General features: G+C 59.8%; 16 protein-coding genes. 6 read left to right on the forward strand and 10 right to left on the reverse strand.

The features are described from left to right. Positions 1 to 84 precede the first annotated feature (84 nt). Both thsA and LIX15_RS05065 read right to left on the reverse strand, forming a co-directional pair. Positions 85 to 1,752 carry a thermosome subunit alpha gene (gene thsA / locus LIX15_RS05060; RefSeq protein WP_227776969.1) on the reverse strand — a complete coding sequence of 556 codons (1,668 nt, stop codon included), beginning with the start codon at positions 1,750 to 1,752 and terminating at the stop codon, positions 85 to 87. A 163-nt stretch (positions 1,753 to 1,915) separates the two neighbouring features. After that, on the reverse strand, positions 1,916 to 2,464 hold the full coding sequence (locus LIX15_RS05065) for a KH domain-containing protein (RefSeq protein WP_227776415.1): 549 nt from the start codon (positions 2,462 to 2,464) through the stop codon (positions 1,916 to 1,918). A 319-nt stretch (positions 2,465 to 2,783) separates the two neighbouring features. On the opposite strand from LIX15_RS05065, the gene LIX15_RS05070 reads away from it, so the two are divergent. Next, positions 2,784 to 3,404 (forward strand): DUF106 domain-containing protein, encoded by a 621-nt coding sequence (locus LIX15_RS05070; RefSeq protein ID WP_227776416.1) that lies wholly within the window; start codon positions 2,784 to 2,786, stop codon positions 3,402 to 3,404. A gap of 35 nt (positions 3,405 to 3,439) precedes the next feature. Here LIX15_RS05070 and rio1 read toward each other — a convergent pair whose 3' ends face one another. From rio1 to eif1A, 3 genes are all read right to left on the reverse strand, one after another. Then, entirely contained in the window at positions 3,440 to 4,297 is an 858-nt protein-coding gene (gene rio1 / locus LIX15_RS05075) for a serine/threonine-protein kinase Rio1 (RefSeq protein WP_227776417.1), read from the reverse strand. A gap of 79 nt (positions 4,298 to 4,376) precedes the next feature. Then, positions 4,377 to 5,042, reverse strand: coding sequence for a nitroreductase family protein (locus LIX15_RS05080; protein ID WP_227776418.1), 666 nt, complete (start codon positions 5,040 to 5,042; stop codon positions 4,377 to 4,379). A gap of 418 nt (positions 5,043 to 5,460) precedes the next feature. Continuing rightward, entirely contained in the window at positions 5,461 to 5,745 is a 285-nt protein-coding gene (gene eif1A, locus LIX15_RS05085; RefSeq protein ID WP_227776419.1) for a translation initiation factor eIF-1A, read from the reverse strand. 137 nt (positions 5,746 to 5,882) lie between these two features. Between eif1A and LIX15_RS05090 the strand changes: the two genes are divergently transcribed. Then, positions 5,883 to 6,086 carry a DUF7470 family protein gene (locus LIX15_RS05090; RefSeq protein WP_227776420.1) on the forward strand — a complete coding sequence of 68 codons (204 nt, stop codon included), beginning with the start codon at positions 5,883 to 5,885 and terminating at the stop codon, positions 6,084 to 6,086. A gap of 17 nt (positions 6,087 to 6,103) precedes the next feature. Here the strand turns inward: LIX15_RS05090 and LIX15_RS05095 are convergent, their stop codons facing one another. Continuing rightward, positions 6,104 to 7,081, reverse strand: a complete 978-nt coding sequence (locus tag LIX15_RS05095) for a tyrosine--tRNA ligase (protein ID WP_227776421.1) — start codon at positions 7,079 to 7,081, stop codon at positions 6,104 to 6,106. Positions 7,082 to 7,160: 79 nt separating this feature from the next. On the opposite strand from LIX15_RS05095, the gene LIX15_RS05100 reads away from it, so the two are divergent. Next, positions 7,161 to 7,361, forward strand: coding sequence for a hypothetical protein (locus LIX15_RS05100; protein ID WP_227776422.1), 201 nt, complete (start codon positions 7,161 to 7,163; stop codon positions 7,359 to 7,361). Positions 7,362 to 7,379: 18 nt separating this feature from the next. Here LIX15_RS05100 and LIX15_RS05105 read toward each other — a convergent pair whose 3' ends face one another. The 3 genes from LIX15_RS05105 to rnz form a co-directional block, all read right to left on the reverse strand. Then, the gene (locus LIX15_RS05105; protein ID WP_227776423.1) at positions 7,380 to 9,419 is read right to left on the reverse strand and encodes a DUF460 domain-containing protein; all 2,040 of its coding nucleotides are present in this window, start codon (positions 9,417 to 9,419) and stop codon (positions 7,380 to 7,382) included. A gap of 156 nt (positions 9,420 to 9,575) precedes the next feature. Beyond that, entirely contained in the window at positions 9,576 to 10,436 is an 861-nt protein-coding gene (locus LIX15_RS05110; protein WP_227776424.1) for an N-acetylmuramoyl-L-alanine amidase, read from the reverse strand. A gap of 187 nt (positions 10,437 to 10,623) precedes the next feature. Continuing rightward, positions 10,624 to 11,550, reverse strand: a complete 927-nt coding sequence (gene rnz / locus LIX15_RS05115) for a ribonuclease Z (protein ID WP_227776425.1) — start codon at positions 11,548 to 11,550, stop codon at positions 10,624 to 10,626. Positions 11,551 to 11,757: 207 nt separating this feature from the next. On the opposite strand from rnz, the gene LIX15_RS05120 reads away from it, so the two are divergent. Further along, positions 11,758 to 13,860, forward strand: a complete 2,103-nt coding sequence (locus tag LIX15_RS05120; protein ID WP_227776426.1) for a DUF7282 domain-containing protein — start codon at positions 11,758 to 11,760, stop codon at positions 13,858 to 13,860. A gap of 115 nt (positions 13,861 to 13,975) precedes the next feature. Next, positions 13,976 to 15,037, forward strand: a complete 1,062-nt coding sequence (locus tag LIX15_RS05125) for an AAA family ATPase (RefSeq protein ID WP_227776427.1) — start codon at positions 13,976 to 13,978, stop codon at positions 15,035 to 15,037. Positions 15,038 to 15,559: 522 nt separating this feature from the next. Here LIX15_RS05125 and hisG read toward each other — a convergent pair. Next, positions 15,560 to 16,408 carry an ATP phosphoribosyltransferase gene (gene hisG, locus LIX15_RS05130; RefSeq protein ID WP_227776428.1) on the reverse strand — a complete coding sequence of 283 codons (849 nt, stop codon included), beginning with the start codon at positions 16,406 to 16,408 and terminating at the stop codon, positions 15,560 to 15,562. 96 nt (positions 16,409 to 16,504) lie between these two features. Here hisG and LIX15_RS05135 point away from each other — a divergent pair, with 96 nt between their 5' ends. After that, on the forward strand, positions 16,505 to 17,806 hold the full coding sequence (locus tag LIX15_RS05135; protein WP_227776970.1) for an amidohydrolase: 1,302 nt from the start codon (positions 16,505 to 16,507) through the stop codon (positions 17,804 to 17,806). The last annotated feature ends 23 nt before the right edge of the window (positions 17,807 to 17,829 follow it).

Here is a 17,829-nt window from a genome sequence, read left to right on the forward strand (position 1 = left end):
GACGAAAATTTGAAATAGTCGATAGCGGTGCGGTTGCGGAAAGCGGTTCGGAGTGCGGTTGTGTGGTTAGGCTGCGGCCGAGAGTTACATCGCGCCGCCCATGCCGCCCATGCCGCCCATGCCACCCATGCCGCCCATGCCGCCTGCTGGTGGGCCGCCCGCGTCCTCGTCGTCGTCACTGCTGCCGCCTTTCAGTTCGCCTGCTGCGATAACGTCGTCGATGCGCAGGAGCATGACGGCGGCTTCCGTCGCGCTTTCGATCGCCTGCGTTTTGACTCGAAGGGGTTCGACGACGCCGTCTTCTTCCATGTCCACGATGTCGCCGGTGTAGGCGTCGAGTCCGGAGGTCGTCGCGCCACCGTCGTGTTTGCTACGGAGGTCAACGAGCGAGTCGATGGGGTCGAGTCCGGCGTTCTCGGCGAGCGTGCGTGGAATGACTTCGAGCGTGTCGGCGAACGCTTCGACGGCCAACTGTTCGCGGCCGCCGACGCTGTCCGCGTAGTCGCGCAGGGCGAGGGCGAGTTTCGTCTCCGGAGCACCACCGCCGGGGAGCACTTTGCCGTCTTCGAGCGTAACGCGGACGACGCCGAGGCTGTCCTCGACTGCGCGTTCGACTTCGTCGACGACGTGTTCCGTGCCGCCGCGGAGGATGAGGCTGACGGATTTCGCCTCTTCGACGTCTTCCACGAAGATGCGCTGGTCGCCGCCGACGTCCTTCTGGGCGACGCTGCCGGCGAATCCGAGGTCGTCTTCCGTAATGTCGTCGACGCTATTCACGAGGGTCGCGCCCGTTGCGCGGGCGAGTTTGTCCATGTCGCTGGATTTCGCGCGTCGGACAGCCAGGATGCCTTCCTGCGCGAGGAAGTGCTGTGCCATGTCGTCGATGCCGCCGTCCACGAAGACGACGTCAGCGCCGACATCGACCAGCGAATCGACCATTTCGCGGAGCTGTTTTTCTTCTTGGTCGAGGAACTGCTGAAGTTGGTCGGGGTCGGTGACGTTGACTTCGGCGTCGATTTCCGTTTCCTTGATTTCGAGCGCGCCGTCGAGGAGGGCGACGTCGGCGTCTTCCGCAAAGTACGGCATGTTGTCGTGGACGCGCTCCTTGTCGATGATGACGCCTTCGACGAGTTCCGAGTTGTCGATGGTGCCGCCGACAACTTTCTCGACTTTGATGTTGTCCGTATCGATTTCGTCGTCGTCGGCGACGCTCTGGACGGCGTTGACGACGAGTTGTGCGAGATGGTCCTTGGCGTTCTCCGCGCCTTTGCCGGTCATCGCCGTGGCGGCGATTTTTTCGAGGTATTCGGTGTCGTCCGCGTCCACTTCGATTGCGGCGTCTTCGAGGACTTCCTTGGCCTTCTCGGCGGCCTGTCGGTATCCCTGCGCGAGCGTGGTCGCGTGGATGTCCTGTTCGAGGAGGTCTTCGGCCTTCTGGAGGAGTTCACCGGCAACGACGACCGCGCTGGTCGTTCCGTCGCCGACCTCGTCCTCCTGCGTTTCAGCCACTTCGACGACCATGTTGGCCGCCGGGTGCTCGATTTCCATCTCTTTCAGAATGGTGACACCGTCGTTCGTGACGACGACGTCGCCCATCGAATCGACGAGCATTTTGTCCATCCCTTTCGGTCCGAGTGTGGTACGTACGGCCTCTGCAACCGCCTTCCCGGCGGTGATGTTCATGGACTGCGCGTCGCGACCGGAGGTTCGCTGGCTGTCCTCTGAAAGAACGATAAGTGGCTGGTTGCCCATTGGCTGTGACATAGTCATCACATGGGTTGATTGCGATTCTATATAAACTTTTTCTTGGACGCGTGCGAACGTGCCACAAACGCCTTTCGGAAGGGAATGCTACGCAGTAACAGGAATTCATTTATAAGGAAAAGTGGCGTTCACTATCGAATCGACGGCACTCTTACCCGCTGAACTGGTGATACTCCATCCCCTTTCGCTTCATCTCGTTGCGTTTGCGTTCGAGGAACGAATACACCGCGCCGTGAGGTGCACCATCGAGAATCATCTCGGCGGCGCTTCGAACCGTCTCCACCTGCTGTGGATGGCCGATGATGCCGAGCGTCGTCCCATAGATGACCACGTTGGCACCCGTCAATTCTTCCATCAGTTGTCGAGTTCTGCCGTTCTCGCCGATGAGTCGTCCTTTCTGCCGCTGGAGGTCGTTTTTGTTGCGGGCCGCGGCGTCGATGTCCACGAGGTCGAACAGCATCAGGTCGTCTTCGAGCAGTGCGAGCGCCTCGTCCGGAGCGAACCCGCGACCGATGGCTCTGACGATTTCCGGCGCTTTCAGTCCGCGGACGGGGTCGCCAGTCTTTTCGACCCGTACCGAACCGTCGTCGGAGTCGATGTCGAGGCGCACGTCCGCACGGCTCTCTATCTCTCGCATTGTCTCACCGCCTTCGCCGATGAGAACGCCGATTCGGTCCTGCGGTATCGTCACGTGCTTCATGACCGCTCTTACCACCTGACGCGGTTTAAGCCCTTCCCCACGACCTTTTGCCAGGAAGGGAGGTTGATCAAAACCCCCTCGCTCCCTGCGATCGCTCGTGGCCCGCTCGTTCGAACGATTTCACTCATCATTCACGGAGATCGAACCAGTATTTCATCGGTTGTGTTGTCCGCTGATTTCGGCGGTTGTGCCGTTTTCCGAAACCGGCGTCGTATCCACTTTGACAACCCGAATCGAGCTACATCGTCCCGATTTGGAGTACAAACCACAAATCCATCCGTGGATAATATTGATAAGTGGCTAAAAATAACATACGATTATGGAATCGTCGAACAACGGTTCGTGGTCGAAATACGATAAGTTGGCAGGGCTGCTGGCGGTCGGGCTGTTCGCTGGCTACTTCGTCCAGCCGATTGAAGCGATTATCGTCGCCGTGGTGTCGCCGCTTCTCTCGCCGCTCGCGGTGTGGCTTCCGTTCTCGCTGTTCATCGTCGCCCTCGCGGGGACGACCGGACTCTACACCGCGATTTTGCAGACGAAACTCCGCGATAATGAGCGAATGGAGCGACTTCAAGCGAAAATGAAGACGCTTCAGGAGCGAGTGCAGACTGCCCGAAACGAGGGTGACGAAGGCGAACTTAATGAGCTTCGTTCAGAACAACAGGAACTGATGCAGAGTCAACTAAAGATGATGAAGGAAAGCGTTCGACCAATGGTCTGGAGTCTCTTGATTACCGCCCCGGCGTTCATCTGGCTTCGATGGGTGTTCACGTCGCCCGCCGCAGCAGTCACGCCGGTGGCATTCTTTTTCCCGGTTATCGGCCAAATCGCGTGGACGGCAACGGTTGTGGGGCCACTACAGGTGTGGTTGGTCTGGTACATCGGCGCATCAATCTCGTCGGGATACGTCAGCCGAAAAATCGCGCAGCAGGCCCTGTAGTCAACGGTTCTGTAATCGCAGTTTTTCGGTCGTCGCTACGTTTCCGGATTCGAATTTTCCCGAATCCATTCTTCGAGTTCGTCGCCGCGAACCTCCAACCCTTCCCGTTGGAAGAACGACGCGATGTTGGCACAGTCACGGGTCAGAAATTCCCCGCTATTGGGGTGGTGATAGGTCACCGCCTGTCCTACGTCGATGATGCAGAGTTCGCCGTTGCTAACGAGGATGTTGTACTCGGAGAGGTCGCCGTGGACGAGTCCCGAATCGAACAGTCGTCGCATGTACTCCCTGACGACTTCGTAGGCGGTTTCCGGATTTTCGAGTCGGGCGTCCGCGAGGGTGGGCGCTCGCCTTCCGTCGTTTCCCATGAACTCCATCACCAGCACGTTTCGCTGGACTGCGATGGGTTCCGGTACTCGCACGCCCGCTTTTCTGGCCCGCTTTAGGTTGGCGTACTCCTTGCGAACCCACGCGAGGACGATTCGCTTTTTGTCCCCGCCGAGTTCCTCGAATCGCGGGTCGCCGACGAGATACTCCCGCATATCGCGGAAGTCGCTGGCGTTGATTCGGTAGATTTTGACCGCAACCTCCACCTCCTCTCCCAACGCGCTGTAGACGGTCGCTTCCTTGCCGGACGAAATCGGCCCGCCGAACGCCTGAACGTAGCCGTCCTGCACGAGTTTGTACAGTGCGGCGAGCGTGGCGTCGTCGAAGACGGACTGCTCGACTTTGAACTGATCCGAGTCTTTGACCCGTTCCCGAAATTGGTTGAACTCTCGGTCGCGCTTTCGCGCGATGCGGTCGGCTTCGGTGTCGGAAACGTCGATTTCCTCCCACTCGTCGCCGGGTGACTCGGTGTTTTCCGGGTCAAGCAGTCCGTACTCCTCACTCATCTATCCCCGTCTATGGGGAGGAGCGGTAAAAGGGTGGCCCGTTCCTGTCGGTTCGTTTCAGTTAGTGCGATTCGTCCCGCTAGTACGATTCCTTGTGGAGAATTTCCTCGACCGGGCGTCGAGGAAGGCGGTCAGGCTCCGCTCCACCGCTCGGACCGATTGCAAGGAGCATCACCGGAATTTCGTCGTCGGGGAGGTTGAGGAACTCCGCGATACGCTCTTGGTCGAAGCCGATCATCGGCGTGGCGGTTAGCCCTCGCGCGTGCGCTGAGAGCATGAGGTTTTCTGCGGCGAGGCTGGCGTTTCGAATCGCGTAGTCGCGCCCGGTCTGGTCGTCGTCGTACATGCCGACCGTCTGGCCTTTCGTCTCCGCCGCGGTTTCTTCGTCCAATCGGCCCGCTTCGACCCACTCATCGAAAACGCGATCCGCCGTCTTCGCGTCGGTGTGACCGACGACCAGAATGGCGGTTCCGGCGTCGCGGATGTGCTCTTGGCCGTAGGCGATTTCGACGATTTCGTCCAGTCGCTCTTCGTCCTGCACGGAGACGAACTCCCACGGTTGGAGATTGTACGACGACGGTGCGATTGCGGCGTCTCGAATCAGTTCCTCCAACGTCTCCTCGTCCAAATCCGCATCCGGGTCGAAGTTGTGGCCCGACCGCCGGGTGCGGAGTGCTTCGATGACGTTCGGAAATTCGGCGTCGTGGTCTGCGTCCAAATCCTCGGTAGACAGGTTCTGTGACATCGTGCGACGAATTATGCACTCGGTATTTAACCGAAACACGGAAACGGCCGAGATTTCCGATTGCGATGTGCTACCGTGGCTATGAAAATGAAGAACAACGGAACAAGCGAAGCGAGTTCACTCTGTGAGTGATAGGCCGAAGGGACAACCACTGGAAATCGACTCTCTCTGTATCCTTCAAAATCAGCAACCTACACACCGCTAGCGGCCAGTTTTCCCTCCGGGAAATCTCCGGTTTTCCGGAGCGAGAAACCCTCGAAGGAACGAGGACGACAAGCGAAGCGAGTCGTCCGACGTGACTAAGGGGGTGACGAAGTGCTTTTGGTACAGCTTTTACAGGCAGACGGCCAGCGTCCGCGTCGATTCGACGCGGACGCTGGCCTTCGACCGTCGTAAATTGCGACCGTCGTAAAAGGTGTTAGCTGATATGCCCTTCTTGGCGCAGTTGGTCGGCCTCCTGCTTGTCGTAGCGCCATTTGATGTCGGCCTTTTCGTCCTGCCAGTCCCACGGCTCTACGAGGACGATGTCGTCCTCTCGAATCCAGACGCGTTTTTGCATCTTGCCGGGGATTCGAGCGGTTCGTTCCGTGCCGTCTGCGCATCGAACTTTGACGCGATTCGCACCGAGCATGTTGGTGACGGTAGCGAATACCTCATCATCGTCAGGCATGCGGAGGTTGTTTCGTCCGCTGTTGTCACTCATACCCCATAGTTGGAGGTCATCGGTTTTAAATCCGCTGTCCTGCGCGGCAGGTACACCTCCGTAGCCGGATGGGGGTTCGGAGCGAATCAATCCGCGCAACTGCCACTTTTAAGACGCTCCCGGACACATTCCGGGCTATGCTCGGAAAACTCGGTGCCAAAGGCATCGTCGGTCTGCTCGCACTCGTCGCCGGAATCGCGGTTATCGCCCTCCAAAACATCATCATCGCCGCAGGAATGGCGCTCGTCGTCGTCGGATTCGTCCTGACCGCGTGGGGACTCGTTTCGGGCTTGCTGGGGAGTTTCGGAATGGGCGCGATGATGGGCGGCGGATTCGAATAAAACGGAGGAACCGTCGGTTACTCGGCCTGTCGAATCTTCTTTCGACCCGGTGCGATGAGGTCGTCCAAATAGGTCGCCAGCGCGCTCTTTGCGTCCGCAGGATGCAGTTCGCCGCTCTCCAAGTCGCCTTCGAGCGAGTGGTAGTCGTCGTATTCGAGGTTACCACCGTACTTGTCGGGGCGTTCGACCACGACCTGCTGGAATCGCGGGAAGACGTGGTACTCGAAGATTTGGAGCACCGGATTTTCGAGGTCGCCCTCTGGGTCGCGGGTCGGGGGGCAGAACGCCGAGTTGACCTTCTCCTCGATGTCCTCGGTCGAATCCTCCATGGAGATGGTGACGCCCTTGCTGGAGGACATCTTCCCCTCGCCGGAACCGAGGTCGGCGATGAGCGGCGTATGGATGCAGGTCGGTGCGTCGTAGCCGATACTCGGCAAGGTGTCGCGGGCGAGCATGTGGACTTTTCGCTGTTCCATGCCGCCGATTGCGAGATCTAAATCGAGGTATTCGATGTCGAGCGCCTGCATCAGGGGGTACACTGCCTGCGAGACTTTCGTGGATTCGCCGCTCTGAATTTCCGACATCGCCCTGCTCGCTCGGTTGAGCGTCGTCTCAAGTTCGAGGCTGTGGAGGTCGAGGACGTAGTCGTCGTCCATCTGGAACTCGGAACCGAATCGGAACTCGGTGTTTGCCTCGTCCAGTCCGTAGGCAATGAACTGCTCTTTCATGCGTTCCGCGGTTTCCCGAATCTCCTCGAAGGTTCCCTTATCGTTCAGGTAGGCGTGAACGTCGGCGAGGAGAATGACGACCTCGAAGCCGGCCTCCTGCAAGTCGATAAGTTTGTTCGCGGTGAGCATGTGTCCGATGTGGAGCACGCCGGACGGTTCGTAGCCGACGTAGGCGCGCTTGCCCTCCGGATCGGCGGCGAGGTTGCGCACTTCCTCTTCGGTCACCAACTCCTCGGCGTTCCGGGAGATTAAGTCGTAAGCGTCCATGCACGCAAAAAGTTGGCTCACCGGCTTTAGGGTTACGTCATGTCCCAACAGCCAAGTCACCGGGGGGAAAAGACGAAGTATGAACGCGGCGAGAATCGGACTCTGGTTGGTCGTCCTCGGCGGCCTCGCGCTCTATCCCGCGATATATTTCGGCAGGGGAGTCGGCACAACGACGAGCGAGTACGTGCTGTTGTACGCGTCAATACTGGCGGTCGGATTCGGTGTCGCACTCTGGGGACTGCACGTTCTTCGAACGTTTTCCGTGGAGTGGACGGCCTGAGCAAAACTAACACATCGACTAGTTGCCGAACGAAGATGAAGATGAAGAAGACGAAGGCGACGATGAGGATGACGAAGACCGACGCTCGTCGGCCCTGCGCTCGGCGCGGTGTTCGCTGATGAGTTGGTCGAGCTGTTCGGTTTTCTCCTCCTTCCGGCGGTCTTCCGCACGGTCGCGCCACTCCCCGATAACCGATTCAACCTCCGACTCGCGCGCAACGGCGAGTTCGTCGATTTCCTGAATCGTCACCTCGCTCGCCGGTCCGACCGGAATGTCGTTGTCGAACAATACGTCGTCCGCCGCATCCGAGATTCCACCCGCCTTGAGCACGACTCGCGGATCGATATCCGCGAGTCGTTTTGCGGTCGAGCGACCGGCACCGCTTGCATCACGGAGGTAAATCACGTCGTCTTCGGCGAGTCCGTAGCTCTCGTGAGCGACGTCGATGGCATCGTTGGTGAACTTCGAGATGGGTTTGACGGCGACGAGTCCGGCCTTCTTCTCGGCCACGTCGCTGAAGTTCGAGTGGTCGAGCTTCCACAGTTCCTTGAGTCGTTCGAGTTTGCCGTCTAACTCCTCGATTCGCGCGTCGCGGTCGTCCAGTTCGTCCTCCAGTCGGTTGTTCTCGCGCCGAAGCCGAGAGATTTCGCGTCTGGCACGGACGTTCTCGCGCTCCTCCCGTTTGGCGTCCGAGAGGTCGCGTTCTAGGTCCTCGATTCGCTCGTCTTTCTCTTCCACGGTCTCCCGTAGGCCGTCGGTGTGCGACTGTAAGCGTTCGACTTGCGATTCGAGCTGTTTGATTCGCTTTTCCTCAGCGGAGAGTTCCCGAACTGTGTGTTCTGACTCTTCATCCTCCGGTTCCGGGTCGTCCGAGAGGTCATCGACCGCGCTTTCGACGCTCTCGTCGCCAGCGACCACGCGTGCGGTCACCTCGCTCGGATTCATGCCCGCTGGGACTTTTCGAGCGATGCGCTGGAACTGGTTTTCGTGGCCGTCGAACGCGAACAACGCCGCGGCCATGGCGTCCCGCTGGTGGTCGTTGTCGTAGTTTTCCTCTCGGGTTCGGTGCTGTTTTTCGTCTATCGGAAGGTCGGTTTCGGGCGTCCACGAGGCCGCGTCGAAGCTCCGGCGAATCTTCTCGACCGTTTCCGGCATCGGCGTCACGTCCGCGGCGACGATAATCGGTCTCCCGCGCTCGATTATCCATTCGATTACGTCCGCGGTGTCCGCGGTTCTCGTGCTCCACACGTCGAGGAGCGACCCGTCCAAACCGACCAGTGCGACCGCGGTGGTGGTTCCAGGGTCGATACCGACGATGACGTGGTCGCGACGCTTAACGAGGGGTTCGAACTCGATCCCGTCCCGGCGGAGGCGCTCGATTTCGACACGAACGTCGCCTGCTCTGCGGGAGGAAACCGGAATGTCGCCGGGACGAGCAGACACCTCGAACACCGCGTTGGAGTAACCGCCGTACTTTTCGGTGACCTCGCGCTCGTAGTCCAGTCCGGCGCTCCGAAGGTCGGATTCGACTTTTCTGGTCGTTTCCTTCACGGAGCCGTGAATCCGCCGCGTGAATCGGTCTTCGCTCCACCCGCCTTTTCCGGTCGAACGCCCGCGAGAGACTTTGACGCGGGTTGTATCGGTGAACGCCGTCACCTCGTGGCCGACGTTCATCGCGGCGAGTCGGGCCGCAGCCTCCGCTTCGCGCATCGGCTTCTTTCCGTAGGGAACCCCGTGTCTGGATGCGACTCGGGAGAGCGGTTCCGGTCGTTCCGCACCGGTCACTTGGACGAGCCGAGTCCCGTCCGGAAGCCCTCGAAGGAAGTGGACGAGGGCGTCCTTGTTCTCGGCGAGTTCGTACATGTTGTCCGTCGCCAACAGCGCGGGTTCATCGCGCTCTACGAGTCGCCGAAGTTTGCGGTAGGAAACGACGTCGCGGTCTACCTGCTCGCCATCGTAGACGACGAGCGCGTAGGAGGGAGAATTACCCCGCACGTCCCCGCTTTGGATGTCGATTCCGTAGACGAGAACGTCGAGGGCACTCGTTCGCTCGCTCACGCTTCGCGGTAGGTGCCCTCGAAATATAAATCCGGCGCGGAAACCGCGTTCCGACTCCGCCGAAAGCGGTCGAAATCGACGGAGTCGGTAGCTCGTCGGAGACTCGTTGCAGAGTCGGGCGGATGTTCGCCGCAGTTCCGGCGATGGAGTGAGCGTCTACGCGTCGGTGAGGTACTGCTCGACGGACCAGCCCCACACGTTGCGGTCGAGCCAGTGGACGCCCCACCAGCGATAGCCATCCTTGTCGATCGGGCCGTTCATGATTTCGCCGACTTCGCCCGGCGAAATCGTGGCGACGATTGGTTGGTCGGTTCCGGGTTGTTCGCGCGTGTTCAGGTTGGTCGTCGGCGTGACTCGGTCACCGTCCACGAACCGGTCGCCACCGCCGTCACCGCCGTTGACGAGGCTCATGAAGTAATTCCAGTCCCACGTCGAACCGGGGTCGGTGTGGTCATTGTAGCCGCAGTCGGATTCGGGTACTTGATGATGTCCGATAATGCCACTGCCGTTGCGGGCGTCGCACGGCGCGACTCCAGTCGGATGTGTCTTCGAGATGCCGTAAGTGTCACAGAGCCAACTGACGATGTTGGCGGATTTCTGGTATAGTGCGTCGGTGAAGTTCGTCTCGCCAACGTAGCCTTCGTGTTCGATACCGACGGAGTGAGCGTTGTAGTTCGTACCGCCAGCGTGCCACGCGGTGTCCTCATTGTGAACCATTTGCGTGGTGTGGCCGTCGGAGTTCCGCATCACGTACTGGGCGCTGACGTTGGAGTCGGGATTCTGGAGCCAACTGACGGCTCCGGCGTAGCTTCCCTGCGTCACGTGGATGACAACCCAGTTAATCGAACTCGCACTTCTGTTCGTGTTTGAGTAGTTGCTCGAATCCGCCGCAACCCATCTGTCCGCGTAAGGGTCTTGAACATGTGCGCTCGCCGTTCCGGACAGTCCAACGCTTCCAAGTCCAATCGCACCAGCCGCTCCGAGCTGTTTCAGTAGACTTCTTCTATTCTTATTCATTATGAGTTATTTAATGTAGTAATCCATTATAATATTTTTTATCGTCAGTAAATATGTTCAAAAATGGATTTGGAATTGTGAAGTGACAGAACATCAAATGTAAACAGCAAACCATCCTCTACGTTAATTCGTCCAATCGGTACGTCCACCCGTTCCGCGTTCGAGGATGACCCGTTACTCGTTCGCACTACTCGTCTCGATACGGCACGTCGATGATGTCGCCGTCGTCAGGCGCGAACACCTCGCCGTCGAACTCCTCGCGGGCCTCCCGGAGATGGGTCGAAACGTCGCCTGCGTAGCGCGAGGAAACGTGCATCAGTGCGAGCCGAACCGCCCCCGCCCGCTGGGCGATGTTTCCGGCCTCCGCCGCGGTCGAATGGGCGGTTTTCTGCGCACGCTCGGCCCTGTCGTTTGCGAACGTCGCGTCGTGGACGAGCAAATCGGCGTTTTCCGCCACGGAGACAACCTGCTCCGACGGTCGCGAGTCCGCGGTGTAAACGAATTTGCGCCCGGGTCGCGGGTCGCCGACGACCTGTTCGGGATCGACGATGGTTCCGTCTTCGAGTTCGACCGGGTTTCCGGCGTGGAGTTGCTGGAACTTCGGGCCGATGGGGACGCCGAGTTCTTCGGCGTGTTCGCGGTCGAAGCGACCCTTTCGGTCGTCTTCGACCAGTGCGTAGCCCAAGGAGTTAGTTTCGTGGTCAGTTCGAAACGCACGAACTTCGTACTCGTCTCTTTGAACCATCGTTTCGCCGGGTGAGACTTCCGTGATGTGAATCGGAAACGACGGCTGACTACCCACCGCGTGAACCAACGTGTCGATGTCGTCGCCGGTTCCGCGGGGCGTGTAAATCGTGAGCGGGTCGTCGCGGTCGTTGAAGTTCCACGTTTGGACGAGGCCGGGAACCCCGAGAACGTGGTCGCCGTGGAGGTGCGAGATGAACAGGTCGGAGACGGTAAACCCGGTTCCGAAGCGCATCATCTGGCGTTGGGTTCCCTCGGCGGCGTCGAACAGCAAACGGTCGCCTTCTCGGTTGACGAGGATGGCACTCGGGTTTCGCTCCGTCGTCGGCACTGCCCCGCTGGTTCCGAGGAAGGTGACTCGCATCGACATCTACTCGCAATTCATTGGTCGATAAGTAAACCGCCTTCGAAACCGTCGCTCGGTTCATCGGGAAATACCGGCCTATGGGTGGCGGTATTCGAGGGTACGGACGGCAGGAGCGACCTAACCGACCGAATCCCCATCTTATCCCGTGAACAGTCGAAGCCGTTTATCCGGTGCCTCGTTGTCGCCTCGTTCGCAGATGAGGAGGGAGATATGACACGAATCCCGAGAACAGTTAGTGCCACATTCGTGGCCGTTCTCGTGGTACTTGCCGGCGGTGTTGCGGTATCGCTCGGTGCCACGGGGCAAACGGACACAGCATCAGAAATGCGGGTTACGAACCTGCAGGAGGAAGCACAGTCGAACGTAACTATCAGCGAACAGCAGAGCGACGGTGAAACCGTCGTTATCGAATCGGTCACCATGTCGGAGGGCGGCTTCGTCGCAATTCACGACGAAAGCCTCCTCGAGGGGAACGTCGTCGGGAGCGTCCTCGGCAACTCGGAGTATCTCGAAGCCGGGACGCACGAAAACGTCACCGTGACGCTCGCGCAACCCGTCAACGAGACGCAGACGCTCATCGCCATGCCGCACCTCGACACCAACGAGAATCGAGTGTACGATTTCGTCATCGGTAACGGAACCGTAGACGGCCCGTACACCGAGCGGGGTTTGCCGATCACCGAAGGTGCGGAAATTTCGGTCGGTGAACCCGAAGAGCCGCCGGAAGACAACGCGACGGACGGACAACCGTCCGAGCAACTCGTCTTCCACGTCGAATCGGCGAGCATCGCGGAATGGTCGTTCGTCGTCGGCGACAGCACCGAACCCGACCGCACTGAAACCGTGAGCGGCGTGGACTTGCAGGACGAGACAGTTCGCCTGAACACGACGGCGCTCCTCCAGAACGAATCGGCAGAGGAAATCGCCCAGCGTGGACAGGACGTTTCGCACGAAGACGTGAAGGATACGGTGGAGTCGAACAACGCGTCGGTTCCGAGTGACTTAGAAACCGTCCGCGTTGTCCTTCGCGACATCAGCGTCCAGAACGTGACGTTCGTGGTGGAACTGCCATCGAACCTGAACGCCACGACAATGCCGGGCCAACCAGAGGTGCCCGAGCAACCGGAGGAGCTCGACGCGAACGTTAGCTTCGAAGACCAGACGACGAGCGGCGAAACGGTAACCGTCGACTCCGTCACCATGTCGGAGGGTGGCTTCGTGACGATTCACGACGAAAGTCTGCTTGAGGGGAACGTCATCGAGAGCATTCTCGGGTCGTCCGAATACCTCGAAGCCGGGACGCACGAAAACGTCACCGTGACGCTCGATGAACCGCTGACCGAGAGTCAGACGCTCATCGCCATGCCGCACCTCGACACCAACGGGAATCAGGTGTACGACTTCGCCACGTCCGAGGGAATGGAAGACCTCCCGTACGTCGTGGATAACGAAGTCGTGGTTGACCCGGCGAACGTGACCGTCGAGGACGGTGCCGAGACGACGACCGCGGAAGAGACCACCACGGCAGCGGAGACGACTGTTGAAGAAACGACGACTCCAGCAGAGGAGACGACGACTCCAGCAGAGGAGACGACGACTGTCGCTGAAGAAACGACGACTGCCGCGGAAACCACGACCACCGAGGAGACACCGCCAGCGGCGGAAACGACCACCGCTGAAGAAACGACCACCGCTGAAGAAACGACCACCGCCGAAAACGGCGGAGAGGTCAGAAACGTCACCAACCTCGGCCCGTCGCTGGAAGTGCAAAACTTAGAAGCGCCCCAGAATGCGACGATCGGCGACACTATCGAAGTGAATGCGACCGTCACCAACCCGACCGACCAGGAACTCTCGCAGTTCGTGGACTTCCGGTTGGAGGGAACGGTCGTTGAGCGCAAAGACGTGAGCCTCGCACCGGGCGAAAGTACGGACGTGACGTACACCGTCAACCTCACCGGTATCGAGCCCGGTACGTACACGCACGGGGTCTACGCGGCCAACTTCGGCCAACTCGCCTCGATTACGATAGCGGACGCCGAGGAAACGACGACCGTCGAAGAGACCACGACGCCTGCGACGACCGCTGCTGAAGAAACGACGACCACTGAAGCGACCACGACGCCGGTGACGACGACCGCCGCGGCAGAAACGACCGTCGCGAACGAAACGACGACTGCCGAAGAGACGACGATTGTTGGAAACGAGACCACCGTTGCCGAGACCACCGTTGCGAACGAAACGACGATAGTCTCGGATACGACGACTGACGCGGGCGCTGAGACGACCACCGTGAACGGGACGAGCGCGTAAGCGAGTCTCGTTCGGTCGGCTCACTCAACACACTGCTTTTTTCGAGGGAATTTCACCGCGAGTTCACGCGGCGCAACCGACCGATTCTTGTCCGGCGACCTGCTACACCATTTCGATGGAGTCGCCGCTGTGGACCGAGACGTACGCGCCCGACCTGTCCGACCTGCCCCAGCCAGCGGTGCGCGACTATCTGGAGCGGGCGGTGACCGAACCGATAAACCTCGTCCTCTACGGACCGGAAGGGAGCGGGAAAACCGCCGCCGTGCGGGCGCTGGCCCGCGAAGCGCACGACGACCCGGACAACGACCTCGTGGAGATCAACGTCGCGGACTTCTTCGACCGCACGAAAAAGGAGATTCGGAACGACCCGCGATTCTCCAACTTCCTGCAAGGAGAAACCGAGTTCTCCAAGCAGTACCGTCACGGGTCGAGCAAGCGCAAGAAGTACAAGCGCCAGTGGTCGAAGCGCGAGATGATAAACCACGTTCTCAAAGAGTACGCGGGCTACGCCCCCTCCTCGGGCGAGTACAAAACCATCGTGCTCGACAACGCGGAAGCAATCCGCGAGGACTTCCAGCAGGCGCTTCGCCGGGTAATGGAGCAGTACCACGAAACCACGCAGTTCGTCATCACGACGCGCCAACCGACGAAACTCATCCCGCCGATTAAATCGCGGTGTTTCCCCGTCTCGATGCGAGCGCCGACGGAGGACGAAATCATCGGCGTGCTCGAACCGATTTTGGAGGCGGAAGAGGCAGAATACGACGAAATGGGCCTCCGATTCGTCGCTGGCTACGCGAAGGGCGACCTGCGCAAGGCGATTTTGGGTGCCCAACTGCTCTACGAGCAGGAAGGCGCCGTCACCACCGACGCCTACGAAGTTCTCCGCGAGTTCGGCATCCGCGGGCGCGTCGAGGAGATGATGACGCAGGCCGAGAAGGGTCAGTTCACCGACGCCCGGAGTTCGCTGGACGAACTCCTCATCGACGAGGGGTACAGCGGCGAGGAAGTTCTCGAAGAGATTTTGGACGCTTTCGGACGCTCGAACAAGTACACGGGAGAATCGCTCGCGGAAGCGGTTTTGCTGGCGGCGACGGTCGATATGGACTTGACCGAGGGAACGAACGACAGATTGCACATCTCGCATCTGCTCGCCGAACTCGGTGCCGAGTCGTAGTTAGTGAATAGAGAAGGTGGGTGGGATTTTTCGTGTTTTGTGGAAGTAGTCGTTTGAACAGTATTGGACGTGGAAATGGCAACTGATGCAGACTCTGCGTCACGCCTGCGAGATTTTGGGAGGATACGACCGTAGAAGTCACGACTCCACGCCCTCGTTCGCATTCGCTCCTTGCAGTCGCTCATTTCTCGCTCGCCCGTTGCCACGGGAAGAACTTGTTACCTTTCTGCCATCAAAATCGCAGAGCGATTTTGAGACACCGGGAACTGCAGCGAACCGAGTACGACGCACTCGGCCCGCAGCGGATTGTGCGGCCTCCCGCGGCCTTGGAGGCAAGGGCGAGCAAGGGAACCAGTGGTTCTGCCACGAGTGACTGCGAGAGCGAGGGCGTGGAGTCGGCATCTGCAACAGTCACATCGATGCGACCAATTTCGATAGCTCATCAACGTGGCCTCTTAGCAGTCACAATCCTGCGTTCAGAAATCCGACCCGAGGAAACGAAGCCAAAACAGCGAAACCGCGTTAGTCCACTAGTCGTTCGATTTCGGTGACGAGAATCCCACTCGCCCCCAATTGCTTGACCTCGTTGATGGTTTCGAACACGTCGCGCTCGTCAACGACGGTATGCACGGCGACCTTTCCGTTGCCAGCGATGTCCATCACGGTCGGACCGCCGAGACCGGGCATCACGTCCCGAATCTCGTCCAGTTTGTCCTCGGGCGCGTTCATCATTAGGTAGCGTTTTCCCTCGGCAGAGATGACCGATTGGAGCGCCATCACGACCTGTTCGACCTTGTCGTCGTCGGCCACGTCGTCGCGGGCGAACAGTCGAACCGAACTCGATAGCACCTCGTCGATGATGCCGAGGCGGTTGACCTTCAAGGTCGTTCCGGTACTCGTGATGTCGATGATGGCGTCGGCCATATCGACGTGGGGCGTGAGTTCGGTCGCGCCCGAAACTTCCACGATTTCGGGTTCGACGTCGGTTTCGGCGAAATACTGCTTCGCGATGTTTGGGAACTCGGTGGCGACCGTTTTTCCGGCGAGGTCGGCAACGTCGTGGATGTCGCCGTCTTCAGGCGAGGCGAGGACGAGGCGACACTGGCCGTAGCCCAAATCGAGCAAATCGACCACGTTTCCGGGGTCGGCTTCTCGCATCTGGTCGAGACCGGTGATGCCGATGTCTGCCGCGCCGTCGCTCACGTACTCCGGAATGTCGGCCGCGCGGGCGAACAGCAACGTCACGTCCGGGTCGACCGTCGTCGCGTACAGTTTTCGGTCTGCTCCGTCCACGACATGCAGTCCCGCGTGTTCAAGCAGTTCCATCGACGGGTCGTGCAGTCTGCCCTTGTTGGGGACGGCAATTCGCATTATCTCGGCATCTGTCCGCCAGACGGATTACTCTTGCTTTCCCGGCGCGAACTGCAATCCATCAAAGTCATGCACGGGGACGGGCAATCAGTAGGCATGACCACCCTCCGAATCGCGGGCGGGCAGGTACTGCGACCGGGCATGACCGTAGAACGAGCCGACGTGTTGCTCGACCAAAACGAGGGAAAAATCCTCGCCGTCGGCCCGGCGGACGACCTTCCGGACGCCGACGAAACGCTGGACGCTGGCGACGGACTAGTGATTCCCGGCCTCGTCAACGCGCACTGTCACGCCGCGATGACGCTTCTCCGCGGCTATGCCGACGACAAACCGCTGGAATCGTGGCTGAGAGAGGACATCTGGCCCGTCGAGGCCGAACTGACGCCGGAGGACATCCACGCCGGAACCGAGCTCGGCCTGCTGGAGATGATACAGTCCGGAACGACCGGCTTCGCGGACATGTACTACCACGTCGAAAAGGTAGTCGAAGCGGTCGAAAATGCGGGGCTTCGCGCTCGACTCGGCCACGGCGTCGTCACGATTGGACGGAACGAGGCGGCCGCACGGGAGGATTTCGAAACCAGTCTCGAAATCGCGGCGGAGTTCGACGGTGCCGCCGACGGACGCATCTCGACGGCGGTGATGCCACACAGTCTGACGACGGTCGGCGAGGAGTACTTGGAGGAGTACATCCCGCAAACCCGCGAGCTCGGGGTTCCGCTGCATTACCACGCGAACGAAACCGAGGACGAGGTGACCCCAATCGTGGACGAACGGGGTGAACGACCGCTGGAGTACGCCCGCGACATGGGTATGACCGACGCATCCGATTTCGTCGCGCACGGCGTCCACGTCGACGAAACCGAAATCGGCCTGCTCGCGGAAACCGGAACAGGCGTCGTCCACTGTCCGGCTTCGAACATGAAATTGGCAAGCGGAATGGCACCGGTTCAGGCGATGCTAGACGCGGGCGTCACGGTCGGTCTGGGTACTGACGGCACGGCGTCGAACAACGACCTCGACATGTTCGGCGAGATGCGCGACGCGGCCATGCTCGGCAAACTCGCCAGCAACGACGCCAGCGCGGTTGACGCCGAGACGGTCGTCCGAATGGCGACCGAGGGGAGCGCGACCGCCCTCGGTTTCGATAGCGGGCGAATTGAGGCGGGTGCGAACGCCGACCTCGCGGTCATCGACCTGACGGCGAGTCACCTGACGCCGCGACACGACCTCGTCAGCCACCTCGCATACGCCGCGCGGGGAAGCGACGTGAAGCATACGATCTGTGATGGAAACGTACTCATGGCGGATAGAGAAGTATTAATTATGGACGAAACATCGATTCGGGAAAAAGCCGAAAAGCGTGCGAAAGAAGCCATCAGACGCGTTGACAACTGATTTCTCGATCTCTTTCCGAATCC

The organism is Haladaptatus pallidirubidus (genome assembly GCF_020700235.1).
GTDB lineage: Archaea > Halobacteriota > Halobacteria > Halobacteriales > Haladaptataceae > Haladaptatus > Haladaptatus pallidirubidus.